Source organism: Providencia sp. Marseille-Q8014, assembly GCF_965112055.1.
In genome coordinates, this window is sequence record NZ_CBCOPT010000001.1 from 3668278 (window position 1) to 3681601 (window position 13324).

At 41.8% G+C, this 13324-nt stretch carries 13 protein-coding genes; 9 read left to right on the forward strand and 4 right to left on the reverse strand.

Going from position 1 to position 13324, the window contains the following annotated elements; genetic code table 11:
- Positions 1-423: 423 nt before the first annotated feature.
- The 9 genes from ACWPW6_RS16335 (at position 424) to ACWPW6_RS16375 (ending at position 9401) form a co-directional block, all read left to right on the forward strand.
- Positions 424-1404, forward strand: a complete 981-nt coding sequence (locus ACWPW6_RS16335) for a nitrilase family protein (RefSeq protein ID WP_154622748.1) — start codon at positions 424-426, stop codon at positions 1402-1404.
- A 97-nt stretch (positions 1405-1501) separates the two neighbouring features.
- On the forward strand, positions 1502-2407 hold the full coding sequence (locus ACWPW6_RS16340; protein ID WP_249999400.1) for a LysR family transcriptional regulator: 906 nt from the start codon (positions 1502-1504) through the stop codon (positions 2405-2407).
- A gap of 80 nt (positions 2408-2487) precedes the next feature.
- Positions 2488-3486, forward strand: coding sequence for a 3-oxoacyl-[acyl-carrier-protein] synthase III C-terminal domain-containing protein (locus tag ACWPW6_RS16345; protein ID WP_154622746.1), 999 nt, complete (start codon positions 2488-2490; stop codon positions 3484-3486).
- The gene (locus ACWPW6_RS16350) at positions 3483-4490 is read left to right on the forward strand and encodes an NAD-dependent epimerase/dehydratase family protein (protein ID WP_154622745.1); all 1008 of its coding nucleotides are present in this window, start codon (positions 3483-3485) and stop codon (positions 4488-4490) included. Before ACWPW6_RS16345 ends, ACWPW6_RS16350 begins: the two co-directional genes overlap by 4 nt.
- Positions 4484-5287 (forward strand): MBL fold metallo-hydrolase, encoded by an 804-nt coding sequence (locus ACWPW6_RS16355; RefSeq protein ID WP_249999402.1) that lies wholly within the window; start codon positions 4484-4486, stop codon positions 5285-5287. The genes ACWPW6_RS16350 and ACWPW6_RS16355 overlap by 7 nt, the downstream gene beginning before the upstream one ends.
- On the forward strand, positions 5284-6561 hold the full coding sequence (locus tag ACWPW6_RS16360; RefSeq protein WP_249999404.1) for a F390 synthetase-related protein: 1278 nt from the start codon (positions 5284-5286) through the stop codon (positions 6559-6561). The genes ACWPW6_RS16355 and ACWPW6_RS16360 overlap by 4 nt, the downstream gene beginning before the upstream one ends.
- Complete coding sequence (locus tag ACWPW6_RS16365; protein WP_154622742.1) at positions 6558-7175, forward strand: phosphatase PAP2 family protein; 618 nt, start codon at positions 6558-6560, stop codon at positions 7173-7175. The genes ACWPW6_RS16360 and ACWPW6_RS16365 overlap by 4 nt, the downstream gene beginning before the upstream one ends.
- Complete coding sequence (locus tag ACWPW6_RS16370; RefSeq protein ID WP_196713667.1) at positions 7172-8296, forward strand: sterol desaturase family protein; 1125 nt, start codon at positions 7172-7174, stop codon at positions 8294-8296. Before ACWPW6_RS16365 ends, ACWPW6_RS16370 begins: the two co-directional genes overlap by 4 nt.
- On the forward strand, positions 8286-9401 hold the full coding sequence (locus ACWPW6_RS16375) for a fatty acid desaturase family protein (RefSeq protein ID WP_249999406.1): 1116 nt from the start codon (positions 8286-8288) through the stop codon (positions 9399-9401). The genes ACWPW6_RS16370 and ACWPW6_RS16375 overlap by 11 nt, the downstream gene beginning before the upstream one ends.
- A 110-nt stretch (positions 9402-9511) precedes the next feature.
- On the opposite strand, the gene ACWPW6_RS16380 is transcribed toward ACWPW6_RS16375, so the two are convergent.
- The 4 genes from ACWPW6_RS16380 to ACWPW6_RS16395 all read right to left on the reverse strand — a co-directional run bounded on the left by ACWPW6_RS16380 (position 9512) and on the right by ACWPW6_RS16395 (position 13317).
- Positions 9512-10831: a polysaccharide deacetylase family protein gene (locus tag ACWPW6_RS16380; protein WP_249999407.1), complete on the reverse strand. Its 1320-nt coding sequence runs from the start codon at positions 10829-10831 to the stop codon at positions 9512-9514.
- Between the two features lie 283 nt (positions 10832-11114).
- On the reverse strand, positions 11115-11729 hold the full coding sequence (dmsD, locus tag ACWPW6_RS16385; RefSeq protein ID WP_163863117.1) for a Tat proofreading chaperone DmsD: 615 nt from the start codon (positions 11727-11729) through the stop codon (positions 11115-11117).
- 111 nt (positions 11730-11840) lie between these two features.
- Positions 11841-12698 (reverse strand): DmsC/YnfH family molybdoenzyme membrane anchor subunit, encoded by an 858-nt coding sequence (locus ACWPW6_RS16390; protein WP_154622738.1) that lies wholly within the window; start codon positions 12696-12698, stop codon positions 11841-11843.
- Position 12699: 1 nt separating this feature from the next.
- Positions 12700-13317: a DMSO/selenate family reductase complex B subunit gene (locus ACWPW6_RS16395; RefSeq protein WP_154622737.1), complete on the reverse strand. Its 618-nt coding sequence runs from the start codon at positions 13315-13317 to the stop codon at positions 12700-12702.
- Positions 13318-13324 lie beyond the last annotated feature (7 nt).

Sequence of the window (13324 nt, forward strand, 5' to 3'; positions counted from 1 at the left end):
GAGGAATCACTTTGAAACAATCAAAAACAGACCTATAAAAATCAAAAACTAGGACAAATCTCATAAGAGAGTATTCCCCAAAACTCAAAATTTAATCGGGAGAATATGCATAGATTTAATAAGCTTATTTAATGTTTATATGAAGGGTAACATGTTATTAACATAAACAGCATTTTTGAATGATTGATCAAAGATTAATTTGGGTTATCAATAACACTTTTTTGTTTTTTAGCGTGATCTGTTCATTTCAGTCTAATATTGGAGAAGCATAATATTATGCCTTTATTGACTAGCCCTCAGCAGAAGCAAAGTGATTATCTGATTTAGATCGATAACGATTGGTTATCAAAAAGGATAATATCTCATTATATCTCTGTGCAATTATGTGGTGTTATCTCTTTACCGTAAGAGAGGAGATACACTATGTCGACACCCATTCGAGTAGCCACTGTACAATTTCAACATAAAGCTTCTGACAAAAACGATAATCTAAAGCAGATCCATGCCTTTATCGATCAAGCCGCATCACAGAACGTACAAATACTCGTGTTACCTGAAATGTGCATTACCGGTTATTGGCACGTACCTAAATTGCCTAGTGAAGAGGTTTATCAACTCAGTGAAACGCTACATGATAGCCCTTCATTAACCCCAATCCGCCAAAGAGCGAAAGAGCTCAATATGATTATTGGCGTAGGGCTGATTGAAAAAGGGTTAGATGATAAGTGTTATAATACTTGGGTCGCTTGTATGCCCGATGGCACATATCATGCTCATCGCAAACTCCATGCTTTTGAGCACCCTAGCATCCACTCGGGTGATAGCTATACCGTGTTTGATACGCCATGGGGGGTAAAAGCAGGTATCCTCATTTGTTGGGATAATAATTTAGTCGAAAACCCGCGTGCGACTGCATTATTGGGCGCAGATATTATTTTAGCGCCTCATCAAACGGGAGGTACCAATTCCCGCAGTCCATATAGTATGAAACCAATCCCACTGTCTTTATGGGAAAATAGAGAGATAGCCCCAGAAGCCTTACGAGATGCTTTCCAAGGTGAACATGGACGCGGCTGGTTAATGCGTTGGCTACCAGCTCGTGCGCATGATAATGGTGTCTTTTATGTTTTCAGTAACGGTGTTGGGCTAGATGATGATGAGATACGCACTGGTAATGCCATGATCATAGACCCTTATGGACGTATTATTAAAGAAAGTGATGCAATTGAAAATGATATGGTTATCGCCGAACTGGATTTAAGTTTACTTCCTATGTCGACAGGCCGCCGCTGGATGTCAGGTCGACGCCCTGAACTGTATGGCATTCTTACTAAAACCATGGGTTATGAACGAGATGCACGCAGCGTAAGATTTGCTGATAAGCCAGTCGCAATTTCAAAATAACAGTGGCGCATCTTTTTTAATGAATAATATACTTGTAGAGACATAATATATTGTCTCTACAAGCCAACATAACTGATAAATTTACCGATGAGGCGTAATGGATACTCGATTATTACGTGCTTTTGTTGTTTTAGCCGAAACAGCGAACTACCATACGGCAGCATCACAACTGTATGTCACTCAGCCAGCATTGACCAAACAGATTAAACAATTAGAACGGCAACTTGCTATAACGTTATTCGAACGTGGTCGTCACGGTGCACAATTAACGGAAAATGGTCACAAACTGCTTCCTTTCGCTCAGCAAGTGCTGTCTCAAACGAATCAACTTTTAAATCGAGCTTCTGAATTAAGTTCTCAATTTCCTAAATCTATCTATGTTGGGTTTGGTATTTCCATCTTCCAAGAGGCTTCATTTTTCGTGGCTCGCTTACGGGAACATTTACCAAAAACCACCATTTACTTTGATGATATGCCGTCAAATATCATGTCGCAAAAATTAGCCAACCATCAATTACAAGTTGCTTTTTTGCGTCGTCCTAAAACCCCATTCTCTACACATTTTGCGGTTTATCCGTTAAAAAAAGAAACACTGTCACTGGCCATTTCCACATCCCAATTAACTCATCAATCGATTAAACAACTCTTAATGACCCATCCTTATTTATCACTTAGGAAGGAACGAGGCAGCGGGCTTTCTCAGCAAATTGAACAGTTTTTAGAACAACAAAAAATATCATTGATTCCAACCCAAGAAGCGAGTGATATTCAAACAATCATTGCTCTCGTTGGCGCGGGTGCTGGCGTCAGCTTAGTTCCCTATAGCGCTAGACATATTAGTCGTCACGATGTGACTTTCATCCCCATTGAAAACATTGCGTCAGCCACTTGGGATATCGATGTCGTCTGGTCATCATCCTTACCTGCCTCTTGGCAAGATATAATCAGGACATTGCTAAAAGAAACACTGCATCATTTTAATCGCCATGCCAATCCCAAATAACGCTCTTTAATCCTATATATAATGAGTAGAAATTCTGATATCTATAATCCTAATAATTTATTTATATGGATAAGCTTCACATGCTTACTAACCCTCTCGTGACCCCGATAAAAATTATCGCATCGGGCATTGCACTTCCTAAAAATAAAATAGACTCACAAGAGTTAGATGTGAGACTCAATAAGCCGAGCGGCTATGTGAAAAAATACTCGGGTATTGATTATCGCTTTCATGCAAATAATGAAGATTCTCAAGCACAATTAGCTGCCGATTCGCTCCACCATGCCCTTGAAGCCAAACAAATTCCAGCGCAAAGCATTGACATGCTGATTTCTGCCTCAGCTATTTCCGTTCAAGCTCTTCCTTGTACGGCCGCACACATTCTTGCGCAATCACGACTGAAGCAAGGTATCGCCTGTTTTGATATTAATGCCAGTTGTGTCAGCTTTATCACCGCGCTGCAAGTAGCCGCGGGTTTCCTTTCTACCAGCCAATATCAACGCATTGCCATCGTTTCCGCAGATCTGGCTTCTCGTGGGATCGATTGGCACGATAATGAATCCGCATTAATTTTTGGTGATGGCGCTGCCTGCGTCATTGTTGAAAAAGGCGATGGAACAAGTGGCATCATCACTTATCATCATGAAACACACACTGAAGGTATCGAGCTGTGTGAAATACGCGCTGGAGGCACACGTCGAAATCCACGCGCAGGCATGACCGATACGGATTTTTTATTTCATATGCAAGGTAAAAAACTGTTTCGAATGGCCTCATCCTTGGTCGAACGTTTTATGCAACGCGTTTTAACAGATGCGCATTTACCGATTAATCACATTGGCACCGTCATCCCTCATCAAGCAAGCCATCTGTCTTTAGAGCATATGCGGCAACGCTTAGGTGTCAAGCCGGAACAGTTAATTGATATTTACCGTTTTCGTGGCAACCAAGTCGCTGCCTCAATTCCTTCCGCATTACATGAAGCAATTGAAAGTGGCCGATTTTATGAGCAAAAAAATGTCATGTTAATAGGGACTGCTGCGGGGCTCGCTTTTTGTGCCATGGTGCTGATCCCATGAAAATATTAGTGACAGGAGCAACGAGTGGACTGGGTAGAAATGCGGTCGATAGCTTACTGCAACAGGGTCATCAAGTGGTTGCTTGTGGTCGAAATAAAGAAATTGGTCAACAGCTTAGCCAGCAAGGTGTCCAGTTTTTGCCAATCGACCTTGCCCATCTTTCCATTGAAAACGCCAAAAGGTTGATGGATGGCTGCGACGCTATTTGGCATTGTGCTGCACTCTCATCCCCTTGGGGGAAATACCATGAGTTTGTCGAGATCAATTATCGAGCAACCCAAATGCTTGCAGATACCGCGGGTGAGCTACATATTCCGCGCTTTATTCATATCTCCACCCCCGCGATTTACTTCAATTTCAGCCACCAGCGTGATATTGCGGAGACACAGACTAATACACGTTTTGCCAACCACTATGCGCGAACCAAATATTTAGCCGAAACCGCGATTGCACGAAGCGTTGCATATTACCCCCTCACACGCTACACCATATTGCGCCCTCGCGGTTTGTTTGGCCCCTATGATCGTGTGTTATTGCCTCGTTTATTCGCTCAAATTAAAGCGAGAAAAGGCAAATTAGTGCTGCCAGAGGGTGGTAAACATGCATTCGATCTGACTTATGTTGGTAACGTTGTTCACAGTATGATGCTAGCCACTACCAGAGATAATCTTATCAGTGGGGCAACATATAATATTACTAACCAACAACCTCAGCCACTGAGGCAAACGTTAGAACAACTCTTTGATGAGTTAACATTAGACTGCCAAATATGCTCAGCCCCTTATCCGGTGTTATTGACACTGGCAACAGTACTTGAAGGTATCGCGCACCTTACCGGCAAAGAGCCGCTATTAACCCGCTACAGTCTGGGAGCTGCTTATTTCACCATGACGTTAGATAATCAAAAAGCCCAGCAAGAACTCGGCTATTATCCGCCTATTAATATGACGGAAGGTATTCACCTAACAGCCCAATGGCTACGGCAGCAGGATAAATTATGTTAACTATCAATCAGTTTGAGGTAGGATATTGTACTCACCCTGGCTGTGTGGCATTAAAAGGGGCAAGTATTAAAGCATGTAAATTTCCTGCCAGAGCGTGGTTAATTGAGGGTAATGATCAGCGATGGCTGTTTGATACGGGCTATGCGAATCACTTTTATGACCATACTCGTACAGGGATCATGCGGTTTTACCGCACCGTCACACCGGTCTATTTTGAGAGTAAAGATGCCCTCATTAACCAACTTGCAGATGCAGGGATCACACCAAATGATGTAAATGGCCTTATCTTGTCGCATTTTCATGGTGACCATATTGCTGGGCTACGTGACTTCCCTGGAATTCCAATTATTTGTTCCGGTGAAGGGTGGCAAAAAACACGACACCTCACTGGTTTTGCAGCATTAAAAGGCGCTTTTGTTCGTGGGCTGATCCCAGAAGATTTCGAGCAAAGAGCACGTTTTTATGAAGGACTGGAGGCTGTCGAACTTCCACCTGAATTGCAGATCCTTGGGAAAGGTTTTGCGGTCAATGACCAAAAAACATTATTCATTGTTCCGTTACCGGGGCATGCCCCTGGGCATATTGGGCTATGTGTACTCACTGAACAAGGTTGGATTTTATTAGCGGGTGATGCCGCTTGGTCACCCACAAATTATCGCGAACGACGTGGACCTATGGCGATTGCTCATATCATTATGGATGATAAGCACGCCTATTATCAGACACTTAATAAACTGCATCAACTCGACAAACAAAATATTCCCATTCAATTATGCCATGAAGGGGACCTTATTTGATTTTATCCGTGTTATGGCATTACTGGCGAGCCAAACGTCTGCACTTTACAGACCGAGTGGCACTTGAGGACTATCAACAGCGACGTTTAAACGCGTTTAAACGCAAGACGTTGGTAAAAAGCCCTTATTTTAGTCAGTTTGTACACCTGCCGCTTGAACAATTTCCTATCATGAATAAAAAAATCATGATGGATAACTTTGACCGTATGAATACCGCTAAGCTCTCCAGTGAGAGGCTGCTTCATTGCGCTCAACAGAGCGAAAAATCACGTGATTTTTCGCCCAAAATGGGTAAATACAGTGTTGGCCTTTCATCGGGTACCTCCGGCCGTCGTGGCTTATTCGTCGTGAGTCCACAAGAACAAAATATTTGGTCTGGTAGTATGTTAGCCAAAATGCTACCTCTCGGTTTATTCAACGGTGAACGCATTGCCTTATTTTTACGGGCAAATAATAACCTCTATGAAAGTGTTAATAACCGTTGGATCTCGTTGCGCTTTTATGACCTCTATGCCAATTTCCGCCAACAGCTACAAACATTAGAAAGCGATCAACCGACTATTATTGTCGCCCCTGCTCAGGTGCTATGCGCAATTGCAGAAGCCATTAACAACCGAGAGATTAAGCTCAATGTACGAAACGTTATTTCCGTTGCCGAGGTTCTACAACCTCATGATAAGCAGCTTCTACAGCAATGTTTTTCTCATGTCGGCGAAATTTACCAAGCAACTGAGGGGTTTTTAGGTTGTACCTGTGCACAGGGAACCCTGCATCTGAATGAAGCTTTTTTACATATTGAGCCACATTGGCTAGATGAACAGCGATTCTCACCAATAATCACCGATTTTACGCGAAAAACACAACCTATCGTTCGCTATCAACTGGATGATATTTTAGTCATACGTAACACTCCTTGCCCTTGTGGTGATCCTCAACTTGCCATTGAACGAATCGAAGGTCGTTGTGATGACCAATTATTGCTACCTGACCATCACGGCAATGTCGTGACATTATTTGCTGATCCCGTGTCTCGCATTATCGTTAATCATCTCCCTGTCACTGCTGATTTTCGCTTAACTCAACAAGGCTGCCATCTCGATTTACAGGGAGAGTGTCAGGCATTTGAACTCAAACAATGTCAGCGCTCGCTAGAAGACTACTTTATTAGGCAAAATGTGGCGATTGATCAGCTGACTTGGACGCTACGCGTCGACCCTATTTCACAACCTTTTGCCATAAAACGAAGACGGATCAGGCGCAAGGAGGTTGAATGAATTTCAAACACATTCTATTACGATTGCTTTATTGCCTCCTTGGCTGGGGAACCGTCGGTATTATTTATCAATTCACAGGTGAAATTGATGAAAATGCCACGTTATTAGCGCCAAGTTGGGTCGATAATGCTATTCCTTACAACGTGGAAGCAATATGGCTATATCTCTCTTTTTTTGTATTTATTCCATTAGGTTATCTATGTAGTTCCCTTAGCCAAGCACGTCGCTTAATGTTTGCGATGCAATTATGTGCCCTTATTTCAGGCGTTATCTATCTATTTTTTCCAACGACGATGAGTTATCCACCGATTGAATGCCTTTCATTAGCAGGTCATGCGCTTTGTCATCTCATGAGTATCGATAGCCCGCAAAATTTATTACCTTCTCTACATGTCTCATTGACTCTTGTTGTTCTCAATGCATTATGGTCATCACAGCAAATCATTCGTACCACAATATATTTATTATGGGCCATCGCTATCTGTGCCTCTGTTTTAATACTAAAACGACATTTATTTATTGATGTTGTGACCGGAGCTTTAACGGCGATCAGTGTGCTGTATATTGTTCGTTTTGCACAACCAGCCGTATGTTTATGGAGAAAAGCTAAGTGAATGAATTAACTTTTCCGATTATTTTTATGTTATTGGTTGTGACGCTTGAAGGAATCATCATCACAAAAACAGAAAAAGGAACAATTAATTGGCAAGAGTGGGTATTTAACCTGAACTCAGGCCATATTATGTTGTGGTTATTTCGTGGATTAGAGCTGTTTTGTTACGGATTCGTTGTCAGTCACTTTTCATTAGGTGTTGTTGAACACTGGCCTATAGCGTTAGTTTGGATTTTTACGCTATTTGCGTGGGATTTTGGTTTTTACTGGTTACATCGCTTACACCATAAATATCGTCTGTTATGGGCTGTGCATGTCGTTCACCATCAAGGTGAACATTTCAATCTCTCTCTGGGAGTCCGTAATTCGTGGTACTCATCATTGACATCTATCCCATTCTTCATGGTGTTAGCTTTGTTGGGTATTCCACTCGAAATCTTTATTACCATTTCTATTCTGCACTATAGTATTCAATTTTTTAATCACAGTGCATTAATACCTCACCTTGGTTGGTGGGAGAAAGTCATGGTTACGCCACACCATCATCGAGTTCACCACATCAAAGAGGGTCACTACTCAAACCGTAACTTTGGTGGTAGCTTTATCTTTTGGGATAAGTGGTTTGGGACATTTTCAGCATTACCTGACAGCGAGTACCACTATGGTATCAAAGGCGAGCCAGCAACAGAGAACCCATTCATTGATAATAACCGTCCATTTTGGCGGATCTTAAAGCGAAAACCCCAAACAGTTTCATTAAAAGTGCCATTATATCGCGTTAATCAGTGGTTCCTTGTCATAGGAACGTTGTTACTTTTTACTCTCGTTATTGGTTATGTTTATTTATATGGTTATGGTTATCAAGGTACGACTGGCCAACAAATACTATTGTTTACTCTGCTTGCCGCGGGGACCATTGCCTTATCAGGAATATCCGATGGCCGCCTAGTAGGTCTGTGGAGTTGGTTTACTATCGCGACCGTCTTATTGTTTTGCGTATTATTTATTTGGCAGTGGCAAACCCTGTTTTGGCTAACATTGGCTGGGGCACTATGGCTACATAGCCTCTCTTTGCTACTGGGTATTGGCCGTCAGCCAGTGCAGGTTAACCATGCATCCTGAACCCCTAAGACCACTCGGCTACCAGCATCGTCAAGACCAAGCATTCCGCCAAGCACTCATGCAGGCCGCTAATCGATATCTACAGCAGCATAATGACCATCGCTTTGCCGATTGGCGGTTTTATCTAAAAAGCCTAGTATTAGTGGGTTGCTGCCTAGGTAGCTATCTCACTGCCCTGTGGAGTGATGCGGCATGGCTCTTTTTTATTTTTTATCCCCTATTTATCTGCTTTGCGCTGCTCTTAGCGATCAATTTAGTCCATGATGCCTCGCACAATGCAATCTTCAAGCAAGCGAAAGCCAACCGTTGGCTAAATTTTTGGATCACGATACCTTTAGGCTTGGATCCCGAATGTTGGCGAGTACGCCATATTATTTTTCATCATGCGCATACCAACATTCGTCATTATGATTTAGATATCGAAGAAAATTTTGTATTGCGACAAACCCCCTATCAACGCTGGTATCCTTTTATGAAGGCGCAGCACCTCTATTGGCCATTGGTTGCGGCGCTCACCTTTCCAGCATTAATTTGGGTATTTGATTGGTTAGATCGCTTCCACTTCACGCGTGTTGCTCCACATATGCGCCATCAAGGGCAAAGCGGCATTGTGACATTTCTATGCGCCAAAATACTGCATATCTCTCTCGTGATTATCATTCCTTTTTATCTCCTGACAGATAAACAGATTGGATTAGGCTTACTACTATTCACTTATTTCTTGAGCCAAATGTTAGCATCGCTGATTTTCGTGGTATTAATTTTAGGTACTCACTGGGCCAAAGCGACTTTCTATACCCCACCAGAACAAGGAAATATGCCGCATGGATTTTACACCCATACTTTTTCAACGACCTATGACTGGCATACTACCCCTAGTTGGTTAACTTACTGGCTCGGTGGGCTTAATTTACATTTAACCCATCACTTGTTTCCTAATTGGAATCACCGCCACTATCCTGCTTTAGCGGATATTATTCAGTGTACCGCTGAACAGTTCTCTATCAATTATCACTGTATTTCAGCTAAAGAGCTGTTTATTTATCAGCAGCGCTTTTTAAAAGAAATGGGGCGAGGAAAGCGGGCGGATGACCCACACTCTTAACCGACTATTGCGATATAAAAAGATAAACAATGGAAATATGCTTCCATTGTTTATCAATAATAAAACGATGACATGAAGGCCGATAAGATATTCTTGCTTAAATAACGATTCTACCTATCAACAACAATATTTTCGTTAACCACCGACTCTCCACTATTCCCCACCATACGTGCAAACTTTTCGATTGGGTCTGTTTTCAGTGCATACAACCTTTTAAGGGCAAATGGATTATCGCCAAGGCGCACCTTACCTTGAATCGTGGTTAAGGCAAGATGTATGCCCGATAACTTAGCGGCATCCATCGCGATTGGGTTAAATCCACCGAAGGGGTATGCTAAATAGCGTTGTTCAGGCTCAAATTGCTGTAAAATTCGCATAGAGCGCTGGAAGTCTAAGAAAATAGTGTGCTCTTGACGACTAAAAATAATGGGGCTTTTGTGCTTATCGAGCTTATGTAAAAAATGAGTATGCGACTGAATATTAAACACATCTTGGCAATTTTTTATTTCTTGCTTACTCATAAATTGCAGCCCGTCCGCAGACCATTTTTGAGGGGTCATTTTAATACGCGAAGAGATCACAAATAAGGTCGCTTGCTGCTGATTGTGTTTTAAAATGGGATAAGCATAGCGATATACCGATTTCAAACCGTCATCGAAGGTTAAAACCACTGATTTAGCGGGTAAATTCACTGATTTATCTAAATATCCTTCAAGATCGGCTAAAGAAAGCGTTTGATAACCCGCTTGCTGCAAATAATTCATTTGTTCTTGAAATGCTTCAACCGAAGTCGTCGTTGAAGTCTGTTGGAATTTTTTGTTTTCACTTTCTTTCAGTAAATGATGATAGGTCAAGATAGGAATACCTTTATCTATCTCCACATCATCTAACTTGATATACCCCAAGCGATCACCTAAACGAATCGTTAACCATGCCACTTTTTCCCCTTGCTTATCTGTTTTAATCATACGAACTAATACTGGATAGCGGAGATTGCTAAATAGCGTTGCGATTGGCTGGCTATGCGGTTTTGCCGAACGGTATACGGGCGTATTTTTTGTGGTAATTAAATAATCATAAATCGGGTTACTTAACTCATTTAGCCTATCATCTTCAGGGGTTAAGCGAGGTTTTAATGGGGATACCGCCTCAGTATTAACATAGGCATAATCATTCCCAAATTGTATAGGTTGGTAATCCCCCATTGGTTTATACAGATAAAAACCATGCTCAGGATAAAGTTCAGCAACGGCTTTCATGTTGCCTGCAATTGGGGCGAAAATCGTCTCACTTTGTTTAAGTTGCATCAGTGCTGGCGGCGTATCCACCAGTTGCCAATTCTCTGTACTTTGTGTTGGTACTTGTGCAAACGACTTTGTGACCGATAAAAAAAGAAAAATAAAAAAAAGCATTAATGACTGATTACGCATACTCAACCCATCATAACGACCAGAGAAAAAACGACTTATTTTAAACCGACTTAATCGCTATCCCTATACTCTAGAAAAAATAATTTATCTAAATAGGATAACTCGCAAGCAATAGAAAATAAGTGTATTCCCCTATACCTCTCAATGGATACAACAGACTATGGCTTTTTACCTGAAAGACATGATGGGGATGCGATTGGGAGAGAACACAAAATACAAGTGGTTGTTTTATATTTATATAGCCCTTTCAGTTAAGGGCTATACGTGTTATGCCATTTTAATATTAGCGATAAAAAATCATTTTCTTCTCTACGTCAACATGAAGCGATTGCTGCCAACTCGCTAATGTTAAATGCGCTAATTCAGCAAGGCCTGTATAGAAAGGAAAGTTAGCCTCTTGCTCCATTTTATTAAGATAATGGAATCCCCAAGGTAATATATGCTGAGCCAATAACTCGTTTAATTGAGATGGATTGTTTTCAGCGACCCATGCCACCATCATAAGCAATAAGCCAAAATGATCTTCAGGTTCATTCTGTGATAAATGAATATCGATACTATGGGCATGCATCCACTCACGCAATTGTAAAGTCGAGTCCCCAAAAATCACATTTTCCCTATCGAGCCATACCGATCCCCAAGGCGGTGCAGGCAGCGCATAAGGCCCAATAAATAACCGCTGATAGGCCTCATCCAAGGATTCATTATCCGTCGCGATTATGGCCAATTTATCGGCAATAGCCTGTTTTTGCTCATGAGAACCGTACGGCCACTCCTCTGTCCATTGAAGCGTTGACAGCAATGAAATGATTTCCTGTATATCACCTGGCGCATAATAGAAAGCAGCACCAAGCACTCGTGCCGTCAAAGAAATATGATTTAAAGATTGTTCACTCATGGTGTGTTTTATTCACTTATCGTTAGATATTTAATAATTTGTCTATCTTGATTTAACCATAAATCGCATTAAAAGGCTTAGCAGTAAATTACTAAGCCTCTTTTTCATTAACTAGTTAACTGCCATACCCACTGTCATATGTAAGCCGTAGAAAACGCCGCGTCCGACAATTTCACCGGCCATCACGAATAAAAATCCTATCAACATATTCAGCACAGAAGGGTTACGTTTCGCGATTAATGGCATGATCCAGCAGCCTAATCCCATCGCAATAGCCACCACTTTTATATCCATCAATATTCCATAATCAGGTACTAAGTCGGTGGCTTTTTGCACAGATGTTTCAATACTCGCTAAATCAAAACCTTGAGAAATAGCGATGCATATACTCACCAATAATGCCAACACACTTAGCGCAGGAATACGACGAATACATTGCAAATCAAAGCCTGCAATACGCAACAATAATGCGGCAAGTATAGGTCCTCCAAGGAATGCGGTGAGGATAAAATTCATTGTCGTATAGATAGTATTCCATGTTGGCACGGTATCAATCAGATACACACGAGAGGTCGCAACAACAAAGACAACCGCCATCACCATCACGATGAACAACCATACTTTACCAAGCGCAGCAGGCATCTTATTGAAGACCGCTAGCAACCAATAAAAACCGCCTAACGCAAAGAAAATGGCGCCGCTGGCAACTTCATTACTGAGGGAAGATGCTCCCAAGCGATTAAATGAGTTAAAAGCACGTAATGGTGTTCCCATATGCATTGTTGATAATAAAAAACCTATTCCCATCAACAGCCACAAGCCAAACATGCTGTAATGAACCTTGCGATCCAACTCAGTTGAAAGTTTACCGCTCAGTAATACCGCAGCCATCATCATAAAAGCACCCGCGACACTTTGACCAATCACCGTAAAAAACATCAATGGCCATTCATGAATTCCCGATCCCATATTATACCTCCTCCGGGTTAGCCAGATGCCCTGAAGTGTCACCAACTGGACGGCTATTGGCATTCAGTTTTAACACAATATTTGGATGTGTATATTTTGCAGCTGGTAATGGCGCGATTTCCGCTAAGGTGCCATATTTTTGACGTAACTCGTCGATAGGTGCCATATCCAATGCACGTAACGGGCAAGACTCAACACAGATCGGCTTTTTACCTTCGGCAACTCGCTCATAACAACCATCGCATTTGGTCATATGTCCTTTGACCTCATCAAATTGCGGAGCGCCGTAAGGACAAGCCATACTACAGTAACGACAGCCTATGCAAACCTCTTCATCAACAACGACAAAACCGTCTTCCCGCTTATGCATTGCCCCACTTGGACATACTTTTGTACATGCAGGATCATCACAATGGTTACAGGAAATTGACAGGTAATAAGCAAAAACGTTTTGCCCAAATACACCATCTTGCTCAGTCCAATCGCCACCAGCATATTCATAGATACGACGAAAATTGACGTCTGGAGATAAATTTTTAAAGTCTTTACACGCTAGCTCACAGGTTTTGCAGCCAGTGCAACGACTTGAATCGATATAAAAACCATATTGCGTTGACATAACTCGC

Coding starts and splice junctions, on each gene's coding strand:
- ACWPW6_RS16335 (WP_154622748.1), top strand. CDS start 424: ATGTCGACACCCATTCGAGTAGCCACTGTACAATTTCAACATAAAGCT.
- ACWPW6_RS16340 (WP_249999400.1), top strand. CDS start 1,502: ATGGATACTCGATTATTACGTGCTTTTGTTGTTTTAGCCGAAACAGCG.
- ACWPW6_RS16345 (WP_154622746.1), top strand. CDS start 2,488: ATGCTTACTAACCCTCTCGTGACCCCGATAAAAATTATCGCATCGGGC.
- ACWPW6_RS16350 (WP_154622745.1), top strand. CDS start 3,483: ATGAAAATATTAGTGACAGGAGCAACGAGTGGACTGGGTAGAAATGCG.
- ACWPW6_RS16355 (WP_249999402.1), top strand. CDS start 4,484: ATGTTAACTATCAATCAGTTTGAGGTAGGATATTGTACTCACCCTGGC.
- ACWPW6_RS16365 (WP_154622742.1), top strand. CDS start 6,558: ATGAATTTCAAACACATTCTATTACGATTGCTTTATTGCCTCCTTGGC.
- ACWPW6_RS16375 (WP_249999406.1), top strand. CDS start 8,286: ATGCATCCTGAACCCCTAAGACCACTCGGCTACCAGCATCGTCAAGAC.
- ACWPW6_RS16380 (WP_249999407.1), bottom strand. CDS start 10,831: ATGCGTAATCAGTCATTAATGCTTTTTTTTATTTTTCTTTTTTTATCG.
- dmsD (WP_163863117.1), bottom strand. CDS start 11,729: ATGAGTGAACAATCTTTAAATCATATTTCTTTGACGGCACGAGTGCTT.
- ACWPW6_RS16390 (WP_154622738.1), bottom strand. CDS start 12,698: ATGGGATCGGGAATTCATGAATGGCCATTGATGTTTTTTACGGTGATT.
- ACWPW6_RS16395 (WP_154622737.1), bottom strand. CDS start 13,317: ATGTCAACGCAATATGGTTTTTATATCGATTCAAGTCGTTGCACTGGC.